The following is a 25,495-nucleotide window of genomic DNA, read 5'->3' as shown; positions in this document are numbered from 1 at the left end:
CTCGCCGGCCCACTCCACGTATCGACCCGCGAGGCAGACCCCCGTGAACCTGGACGACTTCTCCGACCTGATCGAACGCCCCGACGGCGGCGTACGGCGTGACGCCGAGGAACGCCGGGAGCGGCTGACCGTGCCTCCGGGCGCCCTCGGTCGCCTCGACGAGCTGGGCGAATGGCTCTCGGCCGCTCAGCAGTCCGTACCGGTCAAGCCGATCGAGCAGCCGCGCGTGGTTCTCTTCGCCGGTGATCACGGGGTGGCCGGGCTGGGTGTCTCTGGCCGTGCGGCGGGGACCGCGCACGAACTGGTGCGGGCGACGCTGGACGGTGCGAGCCCGCTCGCCGTGCTGGCCCGCCGCTTCTCCGTACCGGTCCGGGTCATCGACGTCTCCCTGGACTGCGAGCCGGAGCTGCTGCCCGAGCCGGTCGTACGTCACCGCGTGCGGCGCGGCAGCGGCCGGATCGACATCGAGGACGCGACGACGGCCGAGGAGGCCGAGCAGGCGGTACGTCTCGGGATCGCGATCGCCGACGAGGAGGCCGACTCGGGCACCGATCTGGTGGTGCTCGGCGATCTGAGCGTCGGCGGTACGACGGCGGCGTCCGCGCTGATCGCGGCGCTGTGCGGCACGGACGCCTCGGTGGTCACCGGGCGTGGCGGCGCAGGCATCGACGATCTCGCCTGGATGCGCAAGTGCGCGGCGATCCGGGACTCGCTGCGGCGTGCCCGGCCGGTCCTCGGTGACCAGCTGCAGCTGCTGGCGACGGCCGGCGGTGCGGACCTGGCGGCGATGACCGGGTTCCTGCTGCAGTGCGCGGTGCGCAGGCTGCCGGTGATCCTGGACGGCGTGGTCTCGTCGGCGTGTGCGCTGGTCGCCCAGCGGGCCGCCTTCCGCGCCCCGGACTGGTGGCTGGCGGGCCAGGTGAGCGGCGAGCCGGCGCAGACGAAGGCGCTGGACCGGATGGCGCTCAACCCGCTGCTCGACCAGGGCGTCGTGGTGGGCGAGGGGAGCGGGGCGCTGCTGGCCCTTCCGCTGGTGCAGGCTGCGGCCGCGCTGGCCGCGGAACTGCCCGAGCGCGCACCGGCCGACGACGATGAGGGCGTGGAGAAGGACGGGAAGGACGGCGACGGACAGGACGGCGAGGGCGCCGGTGCCGGTGCGCGGGGGACCGGGGCGGACGGCGACTGACGACCCCGGTCGTGCTGCGGCCGCCGGCATCGGACACCGGCCGCAGCACGACCCTTCATGACACGCGATGCCCCATATGATCGCGTTTCATGGGAGAGGTCCGATTGACCGGTGGGGGTGCCCGGCGGAGCACCGTCCGCTCACGACGCGGCGCGGCATTCGCCATCTGGTACCTGCGCGTCGTGTCGTTCATCAATTTCCTGAGCGCCGTCTGGGTCACGCTCGGCCAGGACCTCCGCCGGCACAACACCGAGAACTACTTCACGCCCTATCTGCTCACCGCGGGCTTCTCCTCCGGAGTGGTCGCCCTCTTCCTGGCCGTCACCATGCGCCGCCGCAAGCGGGCCGCCTGGATCGTGAACATGGTGCTGAGCGGCCTGCTGCTCCTGCTCTTCGCCTTCGTGATCTCCTTCCCCGAAGTCCGGCAGTATCCGCAGAACTGGATCTCCCTGGTCCTGACCGCGATGTTCGTGCTGGCGCTGGTTCTGGGCCGGCGGGAGTTCTACGCAAAGGGAGACCGCTCCAATCCGAAGCTGGCGGCCGCGGTCGCGGTCGGCGGGCTGCTGATCACCTCGCTGATCGCCACCGCGCTCGTCACCGTCACCAACACCGCGCACGACGCATACCGCTCGACCTTCCTCGACCGCTGGCGCTACGGCGCGCTGCGGCTGATCTCGGTCGCCGCCGACAACTCCCGCTTCCCCGGCATCACTGTGCCCGGCCGGGTCAATGTCGTCATCAACATCCTCTCCACCCTGCTGCTCATCGCCGTCGTGTACGCGGCCTTCCGCTCCCGCCGGGCCGTCGACCCGATCACCCCCGGGGACGAGGACCGGCTCCGTGTCCTGCTCGACAAGAACGGCGACCGCGACTCGCTCGGCTACTTCGCGCTGCGCCGGGAGAAGAGCGTCATCTGGTCGCCGACCGGGAAGGCCGCCGTCGTCTACCGGGTGGTCGGCGGGGTCTCGCTCGCCTCCGGTGACCCGATCGGCGATCCGGAGGCCTGGCCCGGCGCGATCGAGCCGTGGCTGGCCGAGGCCCGCGAACACGGCTGGATCCCCGCGGTGATGGGGGTGAGCGAGGAGGGCGGCACCGTCTACGCCCGGCACGGTCTCGACGCCCTGGAGATCGGCGACGAAGCGATCGTGGAGACGGCCGAGTTCACCCTCGACGGGCGGGCGATGCGGACCGTCCGTCAGGCGTACAACCGGGTCAAGCGCGCCGGGTACGAGGTGACCGTCCGCCGCCACGCGGACATCCCCGACGACGAGATGGCCGAACTGCTGCGCCGTGCCGACGACTGGCGCGACGGGGAGACCGAGCGCGGCTTCTCGATGGCACTCGGACGGCTCGGCGACCCCGCGGACGGGCAGTGCATGATGCTGGAGTGCCGGGACAGCGGCGAGGCCCCGGGCCAGGGCGAGTTGCGCGCCGTACTGAGCTTCGTGCCCTGGGGTCCGAACGGTCTGTCGCTGGACCTGATGCGCCGTGACCGGAACGCCGAGAACGGCCTGATGGAGTTCATGGTCATCGAACTCCTGCAGCGCGCCCACGAAATCGGGATCACTCAGGTGTCGCTGAACTTCGCGATGTTCCGGTCGGTCTTCGAGAGGGGATCGCGGCTCGGCGCCGGACCGGTGCTGAGGCTGTGGCGCTCGTTGCTCAGCTTCTTCTCGCGCTGGTGGCAGATCGAGTCGCTCTACCGCGCCAACGCCAAGTACCGACCGATCTGGGAGCCGCGTTTCATGCTCTTCGAGAAGAGCTCCGACCTGCTGCGGATCGGCATCGCCGCCGCCCGCGCCGAAGGGTTCCTGGAGGCTCCCGGCCTGCCCAAATGGATGCACCGCTCACATCTGGGGACCCGTAGATGAGACCGGTGACCGCCCTGCGCACGGCAGTCCGCCGCGAGTGGGGGCCGCCGCTGTCGGCCGTACGCGGCACGCTCACCGCCTCCCGGCTGCGGGCCGTCCCGATGACGCTGGCAGCGGTCTGTCTGACGGCGCTGCTCCAGCTCGTGCAGAACGAGCCGTGGGGCTTCGGGCCGGTACAGGACCTCGGATCGGTGCAGGCCGAGGATCCGCTGTGGACCACCCTGCTGCGTACCCCGCTGTCGCTTTTCGTACCCGCGCTGGATCTGCCCGTGTGGGGTGCACTGGCCCAGGTGCTGGTGGTGTTCGGGATCGCCGAGATCTGTCTGGGCCGGTGGCGCACCCTGCTCATCGCGTACGCCGCGACGCTGGCCGGGACGCTGTACGCCCGGATCGGCGTCGCGATCGGCCCCGACGGGCTGTTGGGGCTGCCCGCCTCGGACGCGCAGGTCGTCGACACCGGCCCGTCGGCGGCGGTGGTCGGGCTCGCGGTCTATGTGTGCCACGCCTACCGGGCCTGGCTGACCGGGGCGGTGGTGATCGTGGCGATGGCCGTCGAGGTGCTCTTCAAGAACAACCTGGCGGGCAAGGAACATCTCGCCGCGATCGCCGCGGTGCTGGCCCTGTGCTGCTTCACGGCCCGGTGCGACCGACGCCGCCGGCTGCACGCCCGCCGCGGTCAGGGTTTGCGCACCGGGACCGGGGTCCGGTCCGGTGCGCCGCCGATCAGGTCCTGGAATCTGCGGCGCGGGCCGGCCCAGCGGCGGTCGTGGTGGTACGCGCGCAGCACGGCCCTGGACCGGGCACGGTGCCGGTTGCGGTAGAACCGCTTCGCCCACATCGACGTCGGCCGGGCCAGCCGCACCGCGCCGAACAGGGCCACGAAGGGCACCAGGGTGCCGATCACCGCCATCCGTGCCTTGCCCTTGAACAGCGCGATCAGCACGAAGCAGAAGTTGACCACCAGCGTCAGGACGATGCCCAGCCGGCCCTGTTGCTGATCGCTGCTCAGCTCGTTGACCCCGAGCGGCGAGAAGCCGGCGAGAATCAGCAGGACCAGCGCCGCGGTGAGGACGACGACCTCGACGCTCTGGCGGCCCTCCTCGGTCCAGTACACATCGTCGAGATGGAGGATCAGGGCGAACTCGTCCAGCACCAGCCCCGCACCCGTCCCGAAGATCACCGCACAGAGGCCCGCCGTGAAGCCCTGCCGCCCGCTGGAGACCGCGCCGAAGCCGCCGATCACGGTCAGCACCACACCGGGCACCACATGGTGGACGTGCAGTCCGCCTGGTGTGATGTTGCGGAACGGCCCCTTCCCGGCACGGATCAGGCGGGTGATGAGGCGGGTGACGGCGAAGGTCAGCACGAACGCAGCCAGCGCAAGGAGCAGGGGCAGCTTGCCCGGCTCGACAAAGTTCTGATCGAACCAGTGACCCATGCCACTCACTCCCGATGAATCCGCTTTCGTGGCGTTCTGCAGTGTTTCGGCCAATCTATCGACCGGGCGCAGCGATTAGCCTGCGCGCCGTGACCTCCCCGAACAGCCACGGCATACGTTTCGCCATCGGCACCCTGACCGTGCTCCCCGTCCGCGTCACCCGCTGGGACCGCGAAGCGGCCCGCGCCGGGATGCTGTGCGCCCCGCTCGCCGGTCTGGTGGTGGGAGTGCCGGCGGCGGTGGCCGGCGGGCTGTTGCTGCTGTCCGGCTCGGGGCCGCTGCTCGCCGCGGTGGCCTCGGCCGCGGTACCCGCGGTCCTCACCCGGGGGCTGCATCTCGACGGCCTCGCGGACACGGCGGACGGGCTCGGCAGCGGCAGACCCGCCGAGGACGCGCTGCGCATCATGAAACAGTCGGACATTGGGCCATTCGGTGTGATCACCCTGCTGTTCGTGCTGCTGGCCCAGGTCGCCGTCCTCCAGCAGTTGTACGCGCAGGGCTGGGCGCACGGCGCGGTGGCCGCGGTCGTCGCCGGGGTCACCGCCCGGCTGGGGCTCACGCTGGCGTCCCGTCAGGGCGTGCCGCCGGCCCGGCCGGAGGGGCTGGGCGCTGCGGTGGCGGGCACGGTTCCGGTGCCGTGGGCGGCGGGTGCGGCCGTGCTGGTGCTGGCCGCGTGCGCGGGGGCGGGGGCGGTGTTCGGGGGGTACGGGGCACTGCACCACGGGCTTGCGGTGATGGGTGGGCTGGTGGGCGCCCAGGTGGTGCTGCGGCACTGCGTGCGCAGGTTCGGCGGGGTGACGGGGGATGTGTTCGGGGCGGTCGCGGAAGTGGCGGCGACGGGGGCGCTGGTGGCGCTGGCCGTGGGGTGAGGGGCCACCGGTGGCCGTTGCGCCCTCCGCCACCGGACGGGCCCGATACGCGCGTCGGGCCCCCTGCTCGCCCGTGCGCCTCCAACCGGCCCGCCGACAAGGCCGGTTCCGGCTCCGCGCCCCCCCGGTCCGGAGCGGCGGAAGACGCGGCCGTGCGCACGAACAGACCGCAGACGGCCCGCCGCCGCGATCGGACGGCGGAGGCGCGCGTAGGCTCGTTCCCGGCACATTGCGGCGGCGTCTACGATGCGCCGGGCACGGTCGGCCCACCCCTCGACCGACAACGAACTCAACGGAAGCGAGATTTCACCACCGTGACTGCTCTCACTCTCAGCACTGCCGGTGCGGCGACGCTGCGCGCCGACGCACTCGTCGTCGGCGTCGCCAAGGGAGCCAAGGGCCTGGTCGTCGCACCGGGTGCCGAGGCCGTGGACAAGGCGTTCGACGGAAAGCTCGCCACCGTCCTGGAGACCCTGGGTGCCTCCGGTGCCGAGGGCGAAGTGACCAAGCTGCCCGCGCCGGCCGGCCTCAAGGTCCCGGTCGTCATCGCGGTCGGACTCGGTCCGGTCCCGGAGAAGGACGCGGCATTCGACGGCGAGGCGCTGCGCCGTGCCGCCGGCTCCGCCGCGCGTGCGCTGACCGGTTCGAAGAAGGCCGGCTTCGCGCTGCCGATCGTCTCGGTCGAGGACGCCGAGGCCATCGCCGAGGGCGCGCTCCTGGGCGCGTACGCCTTCACCGCGTACCAGGGCGGCGAGAACAAGCTCGCCCCGAAGAACAAGCAGAACGGCAACGGCGCGAAGCTGCCGCTCGCCGAGGTCGCCCTGCTCGGCGCCAAGCCGCGCGACAAGGCCTTCAAGGCGTCCGCCGAGCGCGCCGTCGCGCTCGTCGAGGAGATCAACCGCGCCCGCGACCTGATCAACACCCCGCCGAACGACCTGTACCCCGAGTCCTTCGCCGCCGTGGCCACGGCCGTCGGCAAGGAGCACGGCATCAAGGTGCAGGTCCTCGACGAGAAGGCGCTCGTCAAGGGCGGCTACGGCGGTCTGCTGGGCGTCGGCCAGGGCTCCACCCACGGCCCCCGCCTGGTGAAGCTCGCCTACACGCACCCGAAGGCGGAGAAGACCCTGGCCCTGGTCGGCAAGGGCATCACCTACGACTCGGGCGGCATCTCGCTGAAGCCGGCCGGTCACAACGAGACGATGAAGTGCGACATGAGCGGCGCCGCCGCCGTGTTCGCCGCCGTCGTCGCGGCCGCCCGTCTGGGTCTCCAGGTCAACGTCACCGGCTGGCTGGCGCTCGCCGAGAACATGCCGTCCGGCAACGCGACCCGCCCGGGCGACGTGCTGCACATGTACAGCGGCAAGACCGTCGAGGTCCTCAACACGGACGCGGAGGGCCGGCTCGTCCTCGCCGACGCGCTGACCCGCGCCTGCGAGGAGAACCCGGACGCGATCGTCGACGTGGCGACCCTGACCGGCGCGATGGTCCTGGCGCTGGGCCACCGCACGTTCGGCATCATGGCGAACGACGACGCCTTCCGTACCTCCATCCACGAGATCGCCGAGGAGGTCGGCGAGGCCTCCTGGCCGATGCCGCTCCCGGCCGACCTGCGCAAGGGCATGGACTCCCCGACCGCCGACATCGCCAACATGGGCGAGCGGATGGGCGGCGGCCTGGTGGCCGGTCTGTTCCTGCAGGAGTTCGTGGGCGAGGGCATCGCCTGGGCGCACCTGGACATCGCGGGCCCGGCCTTCCACGAGGGTGCCCCGTACGGTTACACACCGAAGGGCGGCACCGGTTCCGCGATCCGCACGCTGGTGAAGCTGGCGGAGCGCACCGCCGCCGGGGACCTCGGCTGAGACAGTTCGGCGTGCGGCCCCGGGCATATGTCCGGGGCCGCACGTGTTCTTCTGCCGGCACCGTTGCGCCGACTCACCCGGGGTTTCGCTCTGGACGAAATCAGGATGTCTCTACGCACTGGTAACCGGCCGGGACGGACGATCGTCCGTCCCGGACCCGGGCCCCGCGTCCCGCCCGCCGTCAACAAGTGCGAAGATGGGTTCTCGGCAGGACAGGGCCCCCACCACAGGGCCGAACAACAAAAGCGGCCGAACACCAGCCGACCGGCCGGTCACACCCCAGCGACGGGGCCCGGCGTACGGCGCACATGCATGGAGGACGTGACGTGGCGAACGACGCCAGCACCGTTTTCGACCTAGTGATCCTCGGCGGTGGTAGCGGCGGTTATGCCGCGGCCCTGCGCGGAGCGCAGCTGGGCCTGGACGTCGCTCTGATCGAGAAGGGCAAGGTCGGCGGCACCTGCCTGCACAACGGCTGCATCCCGACAAAGGCGCTGCTGCACGCCGGCGAGATCGCCGACCAGGCACGCGAAGCCGGCCAGTTCGGTGTCAAGGCCACCTTCGAGGGCATCGACATCGAGGCCGTCCACAAGTACAAGGACGAAGTGATCACCGGCCTGTACAAGGGCCTGCAGGGTCTGATCGCCTCGCGCAAGGTGACGTACATCGAGGGCGAGGGGCGGCTCTCCTCCCCCACCTCCGTGGACGTGAACGGCCGGCGCATCCAGGGCCGCCACGTGCTCCTGGCGACCGGCTCCGTGCCGAAGTCGCTGCCGGGCCTGGAGATCGACGGCAACCGCATCATCTCCTCGGACCACGCGCTGAAGCTGGACCGCGTCCCGCAGTCCGCGATCGTGCTCGGCGGCGGCGTCATCGGCGTCGAGTTCGCCTCGGCGTGGAAGTCCTTCGGCACCGACGTCACCATCGTCGAGGGCCTGAAGCACCTCGTCCCGGTCGAGGACGAGAACAGCTCGAAGCTTCTTGAGCGCGCTTTCCGCAAGCGCGGCATCAAGTTCAACCTCGGCACCTTCTTCCAGAAGGCCGAGTACACCGAGAACGGTGTGCGGGTCACTCTCGCCGACGGCAAGACCTTCGAGGCGGAGGTGCTGCTCGTCGCCATCGGCCGCGGCCCGGTCTCGCAGGGTCTGGGGTACGAGGAGGCCGGCGTCGCGATGGACCGCGGCTATGTCCTCGTCGACGAGTACATGCAGACCAACGTCCCGACCATCTCGGCCGTGGGCGACCTGGCCCCGACGCTCCAGCTCGCGCACGTCGGCTTCGCCGAGGGCATGCTGGTGGCGGAGCGGCTGGCCGGCCAGAAGGTCGTTCCGATCGACTACGACGGTGTCCCGCGGGTGACGTACTGCCACCCCGAGGTCGCCTCCGTGGGCATCACCGAGGCCAAGGCCAAGGAGCTCTACGGCGCGGACAAGGTCGTCGCTCTGAAGTACAACCTCGCGGGCAACGGCAAGAGCAAGATCCTCAAGACCGCGGGCGAGATCAAGCTCGTCCAGGTCAAGGACGGTGCCGTGGTCGGCGTCCACATGGTCGGTGACCGTATGGGTGAGCAGGTCGGCGAAGCCCAGCTGATCTACAACTGGGAGGCGCTGCCGGCCGAGGTCGCGCAGCTCGTCCACGCGCACCCGACGCAGAACGAGGCGCTCGGCGAGGCCCACCTGGCTCTGGCCGGCAAGCCCCTGCACTCCCACGACTGATCAGGTCAGGGCGCGACGACCGACACTTCCGCACTTCCCCGGGCTCGCAAGCCCGCTCGCGAGCCGGGGAGACCACATCCTTAGGAGCAACTGAAACCATGTCGGTTTCCGTAACCCTTCCGGCGCTCGGCGAGAGCGTCACCGAGGGAACTGTCACCCGCTGGCTGAAGGCCGAGGGCGAGCGCGTCGAGGCCGACGAGCCGCTGCTCGAGGTCTCGACCGACAAGGTCGACACCGAGATCCCGGCCCCCGCGGCCGGCATCCTCGCGTCCATCAAGGTCGCCGAGGACGAGACCGTCGAGGTCGGCGCCGAGCTGGCCATCATCGACGACGGCACGGGCGCAGCCGTCCCGGCCGCCGCCCCGGCCGCCGAGCCCGTGGCCGCGCCTGCCGCTGCCGCTCCGGCCCCGGTCGCCGAGGCCCCTGCCGCTGCCCCGGCCCCCGCGGCCGCCGCCCCGGCCGGTGGCGCCGCCGGTACCGACGTCACCCTTCCGGCGCTCGGCGAGAGCGTCACCGAGGGCACCGTCACCCGCTGGCTGAAGGAGGTCGGCGAGGAGGTCACGGAGGACGAGCCGCTGCTCGAGGTCTCCACGGACAAGGTCGACACCGAGATCCCTGCCCCGGTCTCCGGCGTGCTGCTGGAGATCGTGGTCGCCGAGGACGAGACCGCCGAGGTCGGCGCCAAGCTCGCCGTCATCGGTGTCGCGGGCGCCGCCCCGGCCGCCGCCCCGGCTCCGGCCGCTCCGGCCCCCGTAGCCGCTCCGGCCCCGGTTGCCGCCGCCCCCGCCCCGGTCGCTCCGGCCGCCCCCGCTCCGGCTCCGGCCCCGGTGGCGCCCGCCGCCCCGGTCGCCGCTCCGGCGCCCGTGGCCGCTGCTCCGGTCGCCGCCCCGGCTCCGGTCACCCCGGTCGCCCCGGCCGCGCCCGCCGGTGACGACGGCGCGTACGTCACGCCGCTGGTCCGCAAGCTCGCCGCCGAGAACGGTGTCGACCTCGCCGCGGTCAAGGGCACCGGCGTCGGTGGCCGTATCCGCAAGCAGGACGTCGTCGCCGCTGCCGAAGCCGCCAAGGCCGCCGCAGCTGCTCCGGCCCCCGTCGCGGCTGCCCCGGCTGCCGCGAAGGCGCCGAAGCTGGAGGCGTCCCCGCTGCGCGGTCAGACGGTCAAGATGACCCGCATGCGCAAGGTCATCGGCGACAACATGATGAAGGCGCTGCACTCGCAGGCCCAGCTGACCTCGGTCCTCGAGGTCGACATCACCAAGCTGATGAAGCTGCGCAACCAGGCGAAGGCCGCCTTCGCCGCCCGTGAGGGCGTCAAGCTGTCCCCGATGCCGTTCTTCGTGAAGGCGGCGGCCCAGGCGCTGAAGGCCCACCCGGTCATCAACGCCCGGATCAACGAGGACGAGGGCACCATCACGTACTTCGACTCGGAGAACATCGGCATCGCCGTGGACGCCGAGAAGGGTCTGATGACGCCGGTCATCAAGGGTGCGGGCGACCTGAACATCGCCGGTATCTCGAAGAAGACCGCCGAGCTGGCCGGCAAGGCCCGCGGTGGCGGCCTGACCCCGGACGACATGTCCGGTGCCACCTTCACCATCAGCAACACCGGTTCGCGCGGTGCGCTGTTCGACACCGTCATCGTGCCCCCGAACCAGGCCGCCATCCTGGGCATCGGTGCCACGGTCCGCCGCCCGGTGGTCATCGACCACCCGGACCTCGGCGAGACGATCGCGGTGCGCGACATGACGTACCTCTCGCTCTCCTACGACCACCGGCTGGTGGACGGCGCGGACGCCGCCCGTTACCTGACCGCGGTCAAGGCGATCCTCGAGGCCGGCGAGTTCGAGATGGAGCTCGGCCTGTAAGGCGGAGCGTGGCTCGTTGTAACCAGCCTCACCAGCGGCGCCCCCGTCCGGAACCCTTCCGGGTGGGGGCGCCGCCGTATTGTCTTGTGCTGTGACCGGAAAAGTTCGCCGGGAAGCTCGCGGCGTCCGGTGCGGTGCAACGCAAGGCGGAGCATCGCCCGCGTACGGGATGTACTCGGGTGATGCGACAACGCGGCGAGGTGCCGTGCCGGGCGGCGCGAGCCGGTGATCCTTTCCGGTCACAGCACTAGACACCACCGGTCGTCGCTGCGACGCCGACCGGACAGGCAGCGTCGGTTTCCCCGAAGGAGCCCCTCATGACCCCGCCCGTCGTCCACTCGCTGCGCGAACAGATCCGCGAGCACATCGTGGACGGGATCGTCAGCGGGCGCTGGAAGCCGGGCGAGCGGATCGTGGAGCGGCGGATCGCCACCGAGCTGGAGGTCAGTCAGACACCCGTGCGCGAGGCGCTGCGGGAGCTGGAGACCCTCCGGCTGATCGAGTCGGCGCCCAACAAGGGCGTACGGGTACGGAATCTGACCGCGGCCGACCTGGAGGAGTCCTACCCCGTACGGGCCGGTCTGGAGCAGATCGCGGCGGAGCTGGCGGCCCCGGTACTCGGTGAGGACTGCTCGCGGCTGTCGCCGCATGTGGCGGCGCTGTACGAGGCCGACCGGCTGGCCGACGGCGAGGCACAGGTGCGGCACACGGTGGCGTTCCACCGTGAGCTGGTACGGGCCGCCGGGAACGCCGTACTGCTGCACACCTGGGAGGGGCTGGGCATCGAGGTGTTCACGGCACTCTCGATCCGCTGGCTGGGGACGGTGCAGAAGTCGTACGCGGAGGAGCACGAGGCGCTCATCGACGCGTTTCTGCGGAAGGACCCGGACATCGGTGTGCTGGTGAAGGCGCACGTCCTGGGGTGTGCGCCGCGCGCCTGAAGCCGGCGCACAGATGGGCGGACAGGCGCTCGACCGGGCAGCCGACCGCCCGATTTGATCATATTTTCGGCGTCACTCCGTGCCGCCAATCGGGGCACCGGATGCCAATTTCTTCATATCGAGAAGTTTTGCCCTCCACCCTTTGATCGATCATCGATCAGCGATTTACAGTTCACTTCGCGGGCCCACCGGCCCCATCGCTCTGTCCTGCCAGATAGAGCCTTTCTCCACCCCCCTCCTCTCCGGAAGGCGGCGATCATGACCGACCCCGTAGGAAAGCTTCCGAGCGAGCTCGACCAGCTCCCGGACCGTGACCCGGAGGAGACCGCTGAATGGGCGGCCTCCCTCGATGCCGTCACCAGGGCCGCGGGCCCGCACCGCGCTGCGTACCTGATGCGCCGCTCGCTCCAGCACGCCGAGGGTGCCGGTCTCGCGCTGCCCAAGCTGCTGGAGACCGATTACGTCAACTCCATCCCGACCGCCGCCGAGCCCGCGTTCGACGGCGACCTGGAGATGGAGTCCCGGATCACCGCCTGGAACCGCTGGAACGCGGCCGCGATGGTCACCCGTGGCGCCAAGCTCGGCGTGGGCGGCCACATAGCGACCTTCGCCTCGGCGGCCTGGCTGTACGAGACCGGCTTCAACCACTTCTTCCGCGGCAAGGAGGGGGACGGCTCCGGCGACCAGCTCTACATCCAGGGCCACGCCTCCCCCGGCATCTACGCCCGCGCCTTCCTCGACGGCCGGCTCAGCGAGCAGCAGCTCGACAACTTCCGCCAGGAGGCGGGCGGCGACGGTCTGCCGTCCTACCCGCACCCGCGGCGGCTGCCCTGGCTGTGGGAGTTCCCCACCGTGTCGATGGGCCTCGGCCCGCTCTCGGCCATCTACCAGGCGCGCTTCAACCGCTATCTGGCCAACCGCAACATCAAGGACACGTCGAACTCGCACGTCTGGGCGTTCCTGGGCGACGGCGAGATGGACGAGCCCGAGTCGACCGCAGCCCTCGCCCTCGCGGCGCGTGAGAAGCTCGACAACCTGACGTTCGTCATCAACTGCAACCTGCAGCGCCTCGACGGCCCGGTCCGCGCCAACTTCCGGGTGGTCCAGGAGCTGGAGGGCGCGTTCCGCGGAGCCGGCTGGAACGTCATCAAGACGCTCTGGGGCAGCGCCTGGGACGAGCTGTTCCAGCTGGACACCACCGGTGCGCTGGTCCGCCGGCTGCGGCAGGTACCGGACGCCCAGTTCCAGACGTACGCCACCCGCGACGTCGCGTACATCCGTGAGCACTTCTTCGGCGCCGAGCCCGCGCTCGCCGAGCTGGCGAAGCTGCTCACCGACGCGAAGATCGCCGAGTGCTTCTACACCTCCCGCGGCGGCCACGAGGCGCGCAAGGTGTACGCGGCGTACCGGGCGGCCGTCGAGCACAAGGGCGCGCCGACCGTGATCCTCGCGCAGACGGTGAAGGGCTACACGCTCGGCAAGGGCTTCGAGTCCAAGAACGCCAACCACCAGATGAAGAAGCTGTCGATCGACGAGTTCAAGGGCATGCGCGAGCTGCTCGGACTCCCGATCCCGGACAGCGCCTTCGCCGACGGCCAGGTGCCCTACGGCCACCCGGGTGCGGACTCCCCCGAGGTCCGCTATCTCCAGGAGCGCCGCGCCGCCCTCGGCGGCCCCGCCCCGGCCCGCCGGGTGCACGCGGTGGCGCTGCCGCAGCCCGAGGAGCGGGCGTTCGCCGCGCTGAAGAAGGGGTCCGGCAAGCAGGAGATGGCCACCACCATGGCCTTCGTGCGCCTGGTCAAGGACCTGATGCGGGACAAGGAGACCGGCAGGCGCTGGGTTCCGATCGTCCCGGACGAGGCCCGCACCTTCGGCATGGAGTCGCTGTTCCCGTCGGCCGGTATCTACTCGCCGCTGGGCCAGACGTACGAGCCGGTCGACCGCGACCAGCTGATGTACTACAAGGAGGCCAAGGACGGCCAGATCCTCAACGAGGGGATCACCGAGGCCGGGGCCATGGCCGACTTCATCGCCGCGTCGACGTCGTACGCGACGCACGGCGAGACGATGATCCCCTTCTACATCTTCTACTCGATGTTCGGCTGGCAGCGGACCGGCGACCAGATGTGGCAGCTCGCCGACCAGCTCGGCAAGGGCTTCATCGTCGGCGCCACGGCGGGCCGTACGACGCTGACGGGTGAGGGCCTCCAGCACGCGGACGGCCACTCGCACCTGATCGCGGCCACGAACCCGGCGTCGCTCAACTACGACCCGGCGTTCGCGTACGAGATCGCGGTGATCGTCAAGGACGGTCTGCGCAGGATGTACGGCCCCGAGGCCGAGAACGTCTTCTACTACCTGACGGTCTACAACGAGCCGAAGCCGCAGCCGGCGATGCCGGAGGGCGTCGAGGACGGCATCGTCAAGGGTCTCTACCGCTTCAAGGAGGGCACGCCCGCCGCGGCGGACGCGCCTCGCCTGCAGCTGCTGGCCTCCGGTACGGCGATCCACTGGGCCCTGGAGGCCCAGGAGCTGCTGGCCGCGGACTGGGGTGTCACGGCCGACGTCTGGTCCGCCACGTCCTGGGGCGAGCTGCGCCGCGAGGCGCTGGAATGCGACGAGGCGCTGCTCCGCGGTGAGCAGCGGGTGCCGTACGTGACGCAGGCCCTGTCCGGTGCGCCGGGCCCGGTCCTCGCCGTCAGCGACTGGATGCGTCAGGTCCCGGACCAGATCAGCCAGTGGGTGGAGCAGGACTGGTCCTCGCTCGGCACGGACGGCTTCGGTCTGTCCGACACCCGTGACGCGGCCCGCCGCCACTTCGGTGTCGACCCCCAGTCGGTCACGGTCGCGGCGCTGGCCCAGCTGGCACGGCGCGGCGAGGTGCCCGCGTCGGTGGTCAAGGAGGCACGGGACCGGTACGGGCTGTGAGGTGAGGGCGGCCGGGTGAGCCCGGCCGCCGCCCCGCCCTCGATCGCCGGGCAGGCTTGGTCTTCGAGCGGGCCCGGCGGTCGGGGGCGTTTTTGCAGGCCCGCCGAGGCAGGCGTGGAGGGATGAGGGGCACGGCACACTTGCCCCATGCGTGCTGCCCGGCTCATCAAGATGGTGCTGCTCCTCCAGTCCCGGCCCGCCATGACCGCCGCCGAGCTCGCCCGGGAGCTGGAGGTGTCCGAGCGGACCGTCACCCGCGACGCCCAGGCGCTCTCGGAGGCGGGCGTTCCGGTGTACGCGGAACGGGGGCGGGCCGGCGGGTACCGGCTGGTCGGCGGGTACCGGACCGGGCTCACCGGGCTCGCCCGCAACGAGGCCGAGGCGCTCTTCCTCTCCGGGCTGCCGTCCGCGCTGCGCGAGATGGGGCTGGAGGACGCCGCGTCGGCTGCCCGGCTCAAGGTGTCCGCCGCGCTGCTTCCCTCACTGCGGAACGCCTCCGCCACGGCGGCCCAGCGATTCCATCTGGACGCGCCCGGCTGGTACCAGGAGCCCGTGACGCCCGATCCGCTGCCCGCTGTCGCGGAGGCCGTCTGGGACGACCGGATCGTCCGGGCCCGCTACCGGCGCGGTGCGACCGGCGGCGAGGCGGAACGCGAACTGGAGCCGTACGGGCTCGTTCTCAAGGCCGGCGTCTGGTATCTCTGCGCCCGCGCCGGAACCGACTTCCGGGTGTACCGGATCGACCGCTTCACGGCGGTGGCCGTGTCCGGTGAACGGTTCGTCCGGGACGAGGAATTCGACCTGCCGGGGTTCTGGGACGAGCGGGCCGCGCAGTTCGCCCGGTCGATCCTGCGGACCGAGGTGACGGCAAAGGTGTCGGAGGCGGGCGTGGGCCGGCTGCCGCATGTGGTGGACCGCGCCGCCGCCCTCGAGGCGCTGGACGCCGCCGGCCCGCCCGACGACGACGGATGGCGCACGGTCGTCCTGCCGGTCGAGTCGCTGGATGTCGCGTACAGCCAGCTGCTGTCCCTGGGGCCGGAGTTGGAGGTGCTCGAACCGGCCGCTCTGCGGAGCCGGTTCGGCGCTACCGCCGAACGGCTGAGCGACCTCTATCGCTGAGGGCTTCTTTTCGGTGTCTGAGCGTGCGTCGCCTGCCGTCAAGGCCGATGCTTGTCCCGTGATGGACGAGACGGAGTTCTGGGAGATCATCGACAGCACCCGCGAGGCCGCCGAGGGCGACCCCGAGGACCATGCCGACCTGCTCGTCGAACGGCTGGTGCAACTCGATCCCGAATCCGTGCTGGACTTCGCCCGGCACTTCGAGGCGCGCTACAACCGCGCGTACCGCTGGGACGTGTGGGGCGCCGCCGCCGTGCTGCTCGGCGGCGCGAGCGACGACGCCTTCGACTTCTTCCGCTGCTGGCTGATCGGCCAGGGGCGGGAGATCTTCGAGGGGGCGGTGCACGATCCGGACAGCCTCGCCGATCTCATCGGCGACTTCGACGAGGAGGTCGACGGCGATGCCGAGGAGCTCGGCTACTCCGCCGACGAGGCGTACGAACAGCTCACCGGCATCGTCACGCCGGACCTCGGCCTTCCGCCGCAGCCCGCCGAGCCGGAGGGCACCCCGTTCGCCTTCGAGGACGACACGGCTCTGGCGCAGCGGTTCCCGCTGCTCTGGGAGCGGTTCGGCACCGCGTGACCCGCCCCGCCCGCACTGCGCACCGTCCGGTGCCCGGTCACCCGGGATTCCTGCTCACGGCGTGAGCGAACGGCCCATCAGTACGTCGTCGACGTAACGTCCCGCGAGGAGGAACTCACCGGGCAGTACACCCTCGACGACGAACCCCTCCGACTCGTACAGCGCACGCGCGGGCACATTGTGCCCGAGCACCCGCAGCGTCATCCGGCTCGCGCCCTCGCCGCGCGCCGCCGCGAGCGCGGCGCGCAGCAGTCCCCTGGCGACACCGCGGCCACGCGCCCAGTCGGCCACCGCCAGGCCCTGTATCTGGCGCACATGGGTGTGGCAGGCCAGCGGAGTCGGCGGGACGACCCTGATGTACCCGGCGATGCGCACCTCGCCCGCCGCGTCCTGCGCCTCGGTGACGAGCAGTTGCTCGGGCCGGTTGCGGTCGCTGAAGAACGGCTCGTACGGCGGCTGCTGCCGCGACTGTACCGAGTGCAGGGTCGACCAGGTGGCCCGGTCGAGTTCGCCGAGTGCGGTGTCGTCGCTGAGAAGCGCGGGGCGGACGGGGCGGGTGCTGAGTTCGGCCATGCGCGTCACTGTGCCATGACCCCTCCGGTGCCGTCACCGTATATCTGACGGGCCCGGGCCGGGGACCGGAGCCGTCGGAGGTGAGGCGCCTCACCCGCCCCTGCGGCAGGATGGGCCCATGGTGCACTCCCGTATTGCTGTCACCGGATCCACCGGACTCATCGGAGCGGCGCTGGTGCGCTCGCTGCGGGCCGACGGGCACGAGGTCGTACGCCTGGTCCGGCGCCCGGCGCGCGCCGGGGACGAGGTCGAATGGAACCCGAAGCGGGGTTACGTCGACGTGGCGGGCCTGGTCGGCTGCGACGCCGTCGTCCATCTCGCCGGTGCCGGGGTCGGCGACCACCGGTGGACGGAGAAGTACAAGGAGGAGATCCGGGACAGCCGGGTGCTGGGGACGGCTGCGATCGCGGAGGCGGTGGTCTCTCTCGACGTGCCGCCGAAGGTTCTGCTGTCCGGGTCGGCGATCGGCTACTACGGCGACACCGGGGACCGCTCGGTCGACGAGAGCGCGCCGCACGGCACGGGGTTCCTGCCGTCCGTCTGCGTGGAGTGGGAGGCGGCCGCGGCCCCGGCACAGGAGGCGGGCGTACGGACGGTGTTCGCGCGCACCGGGCTGGTGGTCGCCGGGTCGGGCGGGGCCTGGGGGCGGCTGTTCCCGTTGTTCCGGGCGGGGCTCGGCGGGCGGCTCGGCAACGGGCACCAGTACTGGAGCTTCATCGCGCTGCACGACCACATCGCCGCCCTGCGGCACGTCCTCGACACACCGTCGCTGTCGGGACCGGTGAATCTGACGGGTCCTGACCCCGTGACCAATGGTGAGGTGACGGCCGCGATGGGGCGGGTGCTGCGCCGCCCGACGCTGTTCTCGGTCCCGGCGCCCGCGCTCCGGATCGCCCTCGGGGACTTCGCGGAGGATGTGCTGGGCAGTCAGCGGGTGCTGCCCAGGCGGCTGCTGGAGTCGGGGTTCACGTTCGCCTTCCCCGGGATCGACGCCGCCATTCGCGCGGCGCTGCGCTGAATCCAGCCGGGCGAGTCACACGGATGTGCGACCCCATGCACCGGTGCCCCGGGCCGCGCGCGTCTGCGCCCGCACCGCACCACCCCTAGCCTCATGGCGAACTCGGGCATTCCGGGGGCCTGTTGGGGGCAGGAGCCTCCCAGCAGTCGCGCCGACTCGGGGAGGGGCACGTGCTCAGCACGGCACACCACGCGGACGTCGTCATCATCGGGGCCGGGATCGCCGGCCTGTCAGCCGCCCATCAACTGATCAGTGCAGGGGTGAGCGTCAGTGTCCTGGAGGCCGGCCCACGGGTCGGCGGCCGGATGGCCACTGCGGACGTGGACGGGTTCCGGCTCGACCACATCGGCCCGCTTCTCAGCACCTCGTATCCGGAACTGGGCACGACGCCCGGTCTCGAAGGGCTCGTGCTGCGGAACTTCGCTCCGGGGGTGCTCGTCCACAGCGAGGGCCGCCAGTACCGGACGGGCGATGTCCGGCGCGGACGGAGCACACGGCGCGCGCGGGGCGCACTCAAGGCGGCGCGCGCCCTTGCGAGCGCCCCCCGTCCGCCGATGGGCGGGCCGATCGACCAGGCCCGGCTCGGGGCTGCCCTGGCCCGGCTCGCCGCCACCCCGGCCGCCCGCATCCTGGCCCGGCCGGAACGGACCGCCCTCGCCTCGCTGTCCACCCGCGGTCTGCCGTCCCGTACCGTCAACGGCTTTCTGCGCCCGCTGCTCACCTCGCTGCTGAGCGACCCCGCACTCGCCACATCCAGCCGGTGCGCGGATCTCGCTCTGCGCAGCTATGCGCGCGGCCGGCTGTGCGTACCGTCCGGTGGTTCGGCCACACTGCCCGAACTGCTGGCGGCTGCCCTGCCGCCCGGAACCGTGCGGACCGGGGTGCATGTCACCGGAGCCGACATCACGTCGGTCCGCACCAAGGAGCACGGCGAACTGGGCTGCCGTTCCCTGCTGCTGGCCACCGGCGCGGGCGCCGCCGCCGAACTGCTGCCCGGCCTGCGGGTGCCGTCCTTCCACCCGGTGACGGTCCTGCACCACACCGCCCCCGCTCCCCCGCCGGCCGGCGCCTCCCTGCTGCTCGACGCCGACCGGTCGGGCCCGGTCGCCCACACCTGTGTGATGAGCGAGGTCGACCCGTCACGCGCCCCGGACGGGCGCACGCTGATCACATCGACCGTGCTCGGCGCCCCGCCGCCGGACCTCGACCGGTCGGTCCGCACCCATCTCGCCACGCTCTACGGCACGCCCACGGACGACTGGGAGCTCCTGGACGCCCACCACGACCCGGAGGCGGTACCCGCCATGCCGCCCCCGCACGATCTGCGCCGCCCGGTGCGGCTGCTCGCCGGGCTGTACGTGTGCGGCGACCACCGGGACACGAGCACGGTGCAGGGCGCCCTGTTCTCGGGCCGCCGCGCCGCGCACGCCGTTCTGAACGACCTGGGCATCCGGCGCGCGACCGACGTGGTGGCCGGGTTGCGCGAGGCGGCCTGAGAACGCCGGGTACGGGAGCGGCCCGGGCCGCTCCCGCACCGGCCCGTGCCGCGCGGCGCTCCCCGGTCATCCCGAAGAGGTCATCCGAGGGCCGCGACCCGCTCGCGGTACCCGCGCACCGCAGCGGCGTCCTTGTACGGCTCGAGCCGGCGCTCGAACTCCCTCACGTACTCCGTCGCCCGCACCGACCGCATCTCGGCCGCCTGGTGGGCCGCCTCCGCGCCGAGCAGACACGCCTGGTCGAGCTCGCCGAGCCCGAGCCGGGCGGACGCCAGCACCACCCGGCAGAACAGCCTGCTCCGGGCGTACACCGGGGCGCGCAGCTGGAGCGAGCGCTCTGCGTGCTGCGCGGCGGCCCGGTACTGCTGCAGATCGCGGTGGCAGTGCCCGAACTCGTCGGCGAGCTGCGCCTCGTCGAAGTAGCGCGCCCAGGAGGGCACGTCGTCACCGGGCCGGGCGGTCTCCAGCGCGTGCTCGGCCCGTGCCAGCGAGGCGGCGCACGTCCTGGCCTCCCCGAGCACCCCGTGCCCGCGCGCCTCGACGGCGTGCAGCAGGGCCATGACGACGGGCGGCGCCGAGGAGCCGATGCCCTGCTGGGCGACGCGCGCCAGCTGCACGGCCTCCCTGCCGTGGCCGAGATACACCGCCTGCCGGCTCATGGTGATCAGGACATAGCTGCCGTACGCCCGGTCCCCCGCGGCCTGCGCGAGCCGCAGTGCCTGGACGAAGTAGCGCTGGGCGAGGCCGTGCGCCGCGATGTCGTACGAGGTCCAGCCCGCCAGCCGGGTCAGACCGGCGGCCGCCGAGAAGAGCTGCCGCCCGATGACCTCCCCGTACGTCCCGCGGAGCATCGGCTCGGCCTCGTGCTCCAGATAGCGGACGAGGGCCTGGCGGGCGTGGCCGCCGCCGTAGGTGTGGTCGAGGGTGCGGAAGAGTTCACCGACCGAGCGCAGGGCGGCGACATCGCCGCTGCCGACCTTCTGGCCGGAGCCGCGGCCGGCCTGGCGCTGCCGGGGAACGGTCGGGGCGCCGGGCGTCGGAGGCACGAGGTGGACCAGGGGCGGGGGGTACGGACCGGACGAGGCGAGCGGTCCGGCGGGCCTGACCGGTGCGGGCCCGCGGGTCCCGGGCCTGCCGCCGGGCGTCACGGCCCCGTTCTGCCCGTTCGCCCCGTGCCATCCGTGCGCACCCTTGGCACCGCGGGCGCCGTTGAGCCCGGCCGGCCCGCGAGGCCCGCCGACCACGGGCGCCCCCTGCATCCCGCGGGCACCCGCGCCCCCAGCGTGCTCACCGGCTCCGCCGCCGGGCGCAGCGGCCTCACCGTTTCCCCGGGCCACCCACTCGTCGGCCCGTCCGATCAGCCAGTCCCGGCTGGGCACCACGAGCCCGGCCGGAGTGAAGGCGATCTTCCGCAGCTCCGCCTGGCTGCCCGAGTCCTTCCGCCACAGCCCGCTGACGATGTCCACCGCCTCGCCGGGCGTCGCGGCGAACTCCAGACCGGCGTAGACGGGCGCGCAGGCGTCGAGGCCCAGATCCTGCGCGGAGAGCCTGCGCCCGAGCCGCCGGGTGAAGACCTCGGCGATCAGGGCGGGGGTGGTCCCGCGCGGCTGCTGGCCCCGCAGCCAGCGGGTCACAGAGGTCTTGTCGTACCGCAGATCGAGGCCGTGCTCCAGGCCGAGCTGGTCGACCCGGCGGGCGAGACCGGCGTTCGAGAATCCCGCTTCGGTGATGAGCGAGGCGAGCTGGCGGTTGGGGGTGCGCTGCGGAGGTCGTTCCGACATCAGCTGTACGGTCTCCTGCCTTCGGGGCCGCGCGGGCGGCCCTTATGGAACGGCGCGAATTTAGCGGCACCTACGGCGGCCGCAGCCTCGTTGGCTTCACATTCATCCGATCGTGTGAGGATTGAGGGCGGCGCTGACGGGAACAACCTGCCGGCTCTTCGCTCCCACGGCGGTCGTACAGTGGCACGGGGCGCGAATCACTGCATGGTGACCAGGCGTCGGGGACACCCCCCGGCCTCCCGGCGCCGTAAGTAGGAAGGCATCTGTCGTGAGTGAGCTTCGGTTCGTCCGGCTGGGATTCGGCGAGGAAGCCGTCGACTACCAGGAAGCCTGGCAGAAGCAGCGCGAGGTGCACGCGGCCCGGTTCGAGGACACGGTTCCCGACACCTGCCTGCTGCTGGAGCACCCGCCGGTCTACACGGCCGGACGCCGCACGACCGACAGCGAGCGCCCGCTGGACGGCACTCCGGTCATCGATGTGGACCGCGGCGGCAAGATCACCTGGCACGGTCCCGGACAGCTCGTCGGCTACCCGATCCAGAAGCTGCCGCGGCCGGTGGACGTCGTGGCGCACGTCCGCCGCCTGGAGGACGCGCTGATCCGCACCGCTGCCGAGTTCGGCCTGGAGACCAGCCGGGTCGAGGGCCGCAGCGGGGTCTGGGTGCTGGGCGACCCGATCGAGGAGCGTCCGGCCATCGGCGGCCTGTCGCTCGACTTCGACCCGCGGCTGCACGACGAGGAGTTCGACCCGCGGCTGAACGGCCCCGAGTACGCCCCCTCCAATGCCGGCCAGCGCCGCGAGGACCGCAAGCTGGCGGCGATCGGCATCCGGGTCGCCAAGGGCGTGACCATGCACGGCTTCGCCCTGAATGTGAACCCGGACAACACCTGGTTCGACCGGATCGTGCCGTGCGGCATCCGCGACGCCGGTGTGACGTCCCTCTCGTACGAGCTGGGGCGCGAGATCACCATCGCCGAAGTGCTCCCGGTCGCCGAGAAGCACCTCCGGGACGTCCTGGAGAACGCGCAGCTCGCCCCTCGCGAGATCGACCGCGCCTCGGCCTGACCCGACCCGCCTCCGGCTCCTTCGGCAGGTGAGGAGCGTGGGCCCGGGGGGCAGAGCCCCCGATACCGTTGCCACGGACCCGGCCGCCCCGGGAATGGCCCGGTCCGCTCCCTGGTTGCCCAGGGGTGAGGGCCGCACCCCGGCCGTGCAAATAGCGGGCGTACCCTGGTGTTCGCCGAAGAATCGAAGTCGTAGGGAGCCGGACGTGTCCGCTGTCGCACCCGACGGGCGCAAGATGTTGCGCCTGGAGGTCCGGAACAGCCAGACCCCCATCGAGCGCAAGCCCGAGTGGATCAAAACCCGGGCGAAGATGGGCCCCGAGTACAACCAGCTGCAGAAGCTCGTGAAGAGCGAGGGTCTGCACACGGTGTGCCAGGAGGCCGGCTGCCCCAACATCTTCGAATGCTGGGAGGACCGGGAGGCCACCTTCCTCATCGGTGGCGACCAGTGCACCCGTCGCTGTGACTTCTGTCAGATCGACACGGGCAAGCCGCAGGCGCTGGACCGGGACGAGCCCCGCCGCGTCGGCGAGTCCGTCGTGGCGATGGACCTGAACTACGCCACCATCACCGGCGTCGCCCGCGACGACCTCGAGGACGGCGGCGCCTGGCTGTACGCGGAGACCGTTCGCCAGATCCATGCGCTGACGGCGGGACGCGAGGCCGGCGCCACCAAGGTGGAGCTGCTGATCCCCGACTTCAACGCGGAGCCCTCGCAGCTTGCCGAGGTCTTCTCCTCTCGCCCCGAGGTGCTGGCGCACAACGTCGAGACGGTGCCCCGGATCTTCAAGCGGATCCGCCCCGGCTTCCGTTACGAGCGCTCCCTCGAGGTCATCACACGGGCCCGCGAGGCGGGTCTGGTGACCAAGTCCAACCTCATCCTCGGCATGGGCGAGACCCGCGAGGAGGTGAGCGAGGCGCTCCAGGACCTGTACGACGCGGGGTGCGAGCTCATCACGATCACGCAGTATCTGCGGCCTTCCGTGCGCCACCACCCCGTCGAGCGCTGGGTGAAGCCGCACGAGTTCGTGGAGCTCAAGGAGGAGGCCGACGAGATCGGCTACTCCGGTGTGATGTCCGGGCCGCTGGTCCGTTCCTCGTACCGCGCCGGCCGGCTCTTCCAGCAGGCGATCGAGCGTCGCGGCGCCGCCGCCCCGACGCCCGCGGCGTGATCCTGACCGTGTGAAACCGAGCACAAGAAGCTACCGAGCGGTAGTGGCTGAATGGACGCGGCCCATACGCTCCCCGCAGGTCGGGGACGCGTATGGGCCGCCTCAACGTGCGCGACGCCCGTATCAAGGTTTCATTGGTGTTTGACCGACCGGTCATGCGCTGGTAACACCGAGCAGTGACCCTGGATTCACGCAGCGCAGTGGTTCGCACACCTGCCGCCGTCGCTGCTCCCCGTGTCCAGCCGCGCAATTCGTTTCCGCAACAGATCCACTTCGCGCATCCGTTTTGAGGGGACTTCCACGATGCAGGCCGTGCCGGTACGCGCCAACGCCATTCCGTCCGTCACCGATGCTCTTCGCGCTGTCGAGTCGCTGCTGCTGAGCAGTGGCCAGCGCACCGCTCGCCGTAACGCCTGGACGGCGGTCCTGGAGGACCGCCGCCGGGCCAAGGACCGGGTGGAGACCGCCTACGTACTGGAGGCCGTGGCCGACCACCGGTCGTAGGCCACGTAAACTTCAGTACATGGCGAGGAAGGCAAACACTGACGGCGCGGACAGCGCCGAGAACGCGGGGCGACTCAAGCAGATCGCCCTGACCTACAAGATGACCCGGCGGACCGACCCGAAGATCGGTCTTGTCGTCGCGGGTGTGGGAATCGTCACCTTCGGTGTCCTCCTCGCCATCGGCTTCTTGATCAAGCACCCGATCTACCTGGGCATTCTGGGCTTCGTGCTGGCCCTCCTCGCGATGGCGATCGTCTTCGGACGACGTGCCGAGCGGGCGGCCTTCGGGCAGATGGAGGGACAGCCGGGCGCTGCGGCGGCGGTGCTGGACCGGGTGGGCCGTGGCTGGACCACGACGCCGGCGGTCGCGATGAACCGCAACCAGGACGTCGTCCACCGGGCCGTCGGCAAGGCGGGCATCGTGCTGGTCGGCGAGGGCAACCCGAACCGGGTGAAGACCCTGCTGGCGGCCGAGAAGAAGCGGATGGCCCGCATCGTCGTGGACGTACCGGTGCACGACATCATCGTCGGCAACGACGAGAGCCAGGGCCAGGTGCCGCTGAAGAAGGTCCGCACCAAGATGCTGAAGCTGCCGCGGGTCCTGGCCGGCCCGCAGGTGACGGCGGCCAACGACCGGCTCCGGGCCATGGGCGACCTGATGAGCAATATGCCGCTGCCGAAGGGCCCGATGCCGAAGGGCATGCGGATGCCGCGCGGCAAGATGCGCTGACGGCCTTCACCGCACGGACTCGACGAGACGAAGAGGGCGGGTCCCTGAACCACTCCGGTTCAGGGACCCGCCCTCTTCGTCGTCTTCCCGCTCTTCCCCGCTACGTCACACCCGGCTCAGATCCGCACCTGAACAGCGCGGGCGAGCCGGTCGTGAAGCCCCCGGCCGTCGCGGTCCCAGACCAGGGCCGGGATCGCCAGGCAGAGCAGCACGCTCCGGACGACCACCCGCACGGTACCGAGCCGGCCACCGCCCTCGGCGACGACCCGGATGCCCAGGATCCGCTTGCCCGGCGTGCAGCCGATGGTTCCGACGGTGAGCACACTCAGCACGAGGAAGATGCCGAGCGCCCAGTTCCCCGCCGCCTGCTGGTCACCGCGCGCGAACAGTCCGTATGCGATCAGCATGCAGAGCGCCCAGTCGATGAAGAGGGCGCCGAAGCGCCGGCCGAGCGGCGCGATGGAACCCGGGCCCTCCTCGGGCAGACCGAGCCGCTTGCCGCGGTACCCGAAGTCGACGCCCATGTCCTCGGCCGCCGCGCGCGGCCCGGAGAGCCACGATCCGATTGCTTGCCTGTTGTCCACCCGACCACGGTACTGCGCCCGCCTGCACGCCTTGTGGGGTGGGGCCCGTGGCCACTACGCGTCACGACCCCCGCCACAGCCCGGATCGGCACACTCCCGTGACCTGGGCGCGGTTCCCGGATGTCACCCGCACCCGGCCCGGTTAACTTCGGCGAAACAAATGGGTCATGCTTGAGAAATCCGGTCTGCCTATGGTCG

General features: G+C 71.5%; 20 protein-coding genes and 1 pseudogene. 17 read left to right on the top strand and 4 right to left on the bottom strand.

Translation table 11 applies throughout. The annotated features are described in order from the left end of the window. Positions 1–43 precede the first annotated feature (43 nt). The 3 genes and pseudogenes from cobT to OG878_RS28365 form a co-directional block, all read left to right on the top strand. Positions 44–1,186, top strand: a complete 1,143-nt coding sequence (gene cobT, locus OG878_RS28375; RefSeq protein ID WP_328889402.1) for a nicotinate-nucleotide--dimethylbenzimidazole phosphoribosyltransferase — start codon at positions 44–46, stop codon at positions 1,184–1,186. Between the two features lie 89 nt (positions 1,187–1,275). Then, entirely contained in the window at positions 1,276–3,057 is a 1,782-nt protein-coding gene (locus tag OG878_RS28370; RefSeq protein WP_328889401.1) for a phosphatidylglycerol lysyltransferase domain-containing protein, read from the top strand. Next, a pseudogene (locus tag OG878_RS28365) lies at positions 3,054–3,788 on the top strand (hypothetical protein); the annotation flags it as partial. The gene OG878_RS28370 and the pseudogene OG878_RS28365, both read left to right, overlap by 4 nt. Here the strand turns inward: OG878_RS28365 and OG878_RS28360 are convergent. Next, positions 3,734–4,495: a hypothetical protein gene (locus OG878_RS28360; protein ID WP_328889400.1), complete on the bottom strand. Its 762-nt coding sequence runs from the start codon at positions 4,493–4,495 to the stop codon at positions 3,734–3,736. The pseudogene OG878_RS28365 and the gene OG878_RS28360 overlap by 55 nt on opposite strands. An 89-nt stretch (positions 4,496–4,584) precedes the next feature. On the opposite strand from OG878_RS28360, the gene OG878_RS28355 reads away from it, so the two are divergent. The 8 genes from OG878_RS28355 to OG878_RS28320 all read left to right on the top strand — a co-directional run bounded on the left by OG878_RS28355 (position 4,585) and on the right by OG878_RS28320 (position 16,374). After that, positions 4,585–5,364 (top strand): adenosylcobinamide-GDP ribazoletransferase, encoded by a 780-nt coding sequence (locus tag OG878_RS28355; protein WP_328889399.1) that lies wholly within the window; start codon positions 4,585–4,587, stop codon positions 5,362–5,364. 314 nt (positions 5,365–5,678) lie between these two features. Continuing rightward, positions 5,679–7,223, top strand: coding sequence for a leucyl aminopeptidase (locus tag OG878_RS28350; RefSeq protein WP_328889398.1), 1,545 nt, complete (start codon positions 5,679–5,681; stop codon positions 7,221–7,223). A 326-nt stretch (positions 7,224–7,549) separates the two neighbouring features. Next, entirely contained in the window at positions 7,550–8,938 is a 1,389-nt protein-coding gene (lpdA, locus tag OG878_RS28345) for a dihydrolipoyl dehydrogenase (RefSeq protein WP_328889397.1), read from the top strand. Positions 8,939–9,036: 98 nt separating this feature from the next. Beyond that, positions 9,037–10,803, top strand: coding sequence for a 2-oxoglutarate dehydrogenase, E2 component, dihydrolipoamide succinyltransferase (gene sucB, locus OG878_RS28340; protein WP_328889396.1), 1,767 nt, complete (start codon positions 9,037–9,039; stop codon positions 10,801–10,803). Positions 10,804–11,120: 317 nt separating this feature from the next. Beyond that, complete coding sequence (locus tag OG878_RS28335) at positions 11,121–11,744, top strand: GntR family transcriptional regulator (protein WP_277325801.1); 624 nt, start codon at positions 11,121–11,123, stop codon at positions 11,742–11,744. Between the two features lie 258 nt (positions 11,745–12,002). Next, entirely contained in the window at positions 12,003–14,672 is a 2,670-nt protein-coding gene (gene aceE / locus OG878_RS28330; RefSeq protein ID WP_328889395.1) for a pyruvate dehydrogenase (acetyl-transferring), homodimeric type, read from the top strand. Between the two features lie 147 nt (positions 14,673–14,819). Next, positions 14,820–15,791, top strand: coding sequence for a helix-turn-helix transcriptional regulator (locus tag OG878_RS28325; protein ID WP_328889394.1), 972 nt, complete (start codon positions 14,820–14,822; stop codon positions 15,789–15,791). A gap of 61 nt (positions 15,792–15,852) precedes the next feature. Further along, positions 15,853–16,374 carry a DUF4240 domain-containing protein gene (locus OG878_RS28320; RefSeq protein ID WP_328891409.1) on the top strand — a complete coding sequence of 174 codons (522 nt, stop codon included), beginning with the start codon at positions 15,853–15,855 and terminating at the stop codon, positions 16,372–16,374. 54 nt (positions 16,375–16,428) lie between these two features. Here the strand turns inward: OG878_RS28320 and OG878_RS28315 are convergent, their stop codons facing one another. Beyond that, the gene (locus OG878_RS28315; RefSeq protein WP_328889393.1) at positions 16,429–16,947 is read right to left on the bottom strand and encodes a GNAT family N-acetyltransferase; all 519 of its coding nucleotides are present in this window, start codon (positions 16,945–16,947) and stop codon (positions 16,429–16,431) included. Positions 16,948–17,065: 118 nt separating this feature from the next. Here OG878_RS28315 and OG878_RS28310 point away from each other — a divergent pair, with 118 nt between their 5' ends. Together OG878_RS28310 and OG878_RS28305 are read left to right on the top strand one after the other, a co-directional pair. Next, positions 17,066–17,965: a TIGR01777 family oxidoreductase gene (locus OG878_RS28310; protein WP_328889392.1), complete on the top strand. Its 900-nt coding sequence runs from the start codon at positions 17,066–17,068 to the stop codon at positions 17,963–17,965. 170 nt (positions 17,966–18,135) lie between these two features. Next, the gene (locus OG878_RS28305; RefSeq protein ID WP_328889391.1) at positions 18,136–19,461 is read left to right on the top strand and encodes an NAD(P)/FAD-dependent oxidoreductase; all 1,326 of its coding nucleotides are present in this window, start codon (positions 18,136–18,138) and stop codon (positions 19,459–19,461) included. An 80-nt stretch (positions 19,462–19,541) separates the two neighbouring features. On the opposite strand, the gene OG878_RS28300 is transcribed toward OG878_RS28305, so the two are convergent. Beyond that, the gene (locus tag OG878_RS28300; protein WP_328889390.1) at positions 19,542–21,242 is read right to left on the bottom strand and encodes a regulator; all 1,701 of its coding nucleotides are present in this window, start codon (positions 21,240–21,242) and stop codon (positions 19,542–19,544) included. A gap of 268 nt (positions 21,243–21,510) precedes the next feature. Here OG878_RS28300 and lipB point away from each other — a divergent pair, with 268 nt between their 5' ends. From lipB to OG878_RS28280, 4 genes are all read left to right on the top strand, one after another. Then, on the top strand, positions 21,511–22,308 hold the full coding sequence (gene lipB / locus OG878_RS28295) for a lipoyl(octanoyl) transferase LipB (RefSeq protein WP_328889389.1): 798 nt from the start codon (positions 21,511–21,513) through the stop codon (positions 22,306–22,308). A gap of 205 nt (positions 22,309–22,513) precedes the next feature. Then, positions 22,514–23,479: a lipoyl synthase gene (gene lipA / locus OG878_RS28290; RefSeq protein WP_328889388.1), complete on the top strand. Its 966-nt coding sequence runs from the start codon at positions 22,514–22,516 to the stop codon at positions 23,477–23,479. Positions 23,480–23,782: 303 nt separating this feature from the next. Then, the gene (locus OG878_RS28285; RefSeq protein ID WP_328889387.1) at positions 23,783–23,983 is read left to right on the top strand and encodes an SCO2195 family GlnR-regulated protein; all 201 of its coding nucleotides are present in this window, start codon (positions 23,783–23,785) and stop codon (positions 23,981–23,983) included. Positions 23,984–24,002: 19 nt separating this feature from the next. Beyond that, positions 24,003–24,713: a DUF4191 domain-containing protein gene (locus OG878_RS28280; protein ID WP_328889386.1), complete on the top strand. Its 711-nt coding sequence runs from the start codon at positions 24,003–24,005 to the stop codon at positions 24,711–24,713. Between the two features lie 116 nt (positions 24,714–24,829). On the opposite strand, the gene OG878_RS28275 is transcribed toward OG878_RS28280, so the two are convergent. Continuing rightward, a complete protein-coding gene (locus OG878_RS28275; RefSeq protein ID WP_328889385.1) occupies positions 24,830–25,297 on the bottom strand; it encodes an RDD family protein in 468 nt (155 codons plus the stop codon). Positions 25,298–25,495: the final 198 nt, after the last annotated feature.

It is taken from the genome of Streptomyces sp. NBC_00316, from assembly GCF_036158715.1.
Lineage (GTDB): Bacteria > Actinomycetota > Actinomycetes > Streptomycetales > Streptomycetaceae > Streptomyces.
Note: the sequence above shows the minus strand (reverse complement) of the source record. Positions and strands in the feature narration are given on the sequence as shown.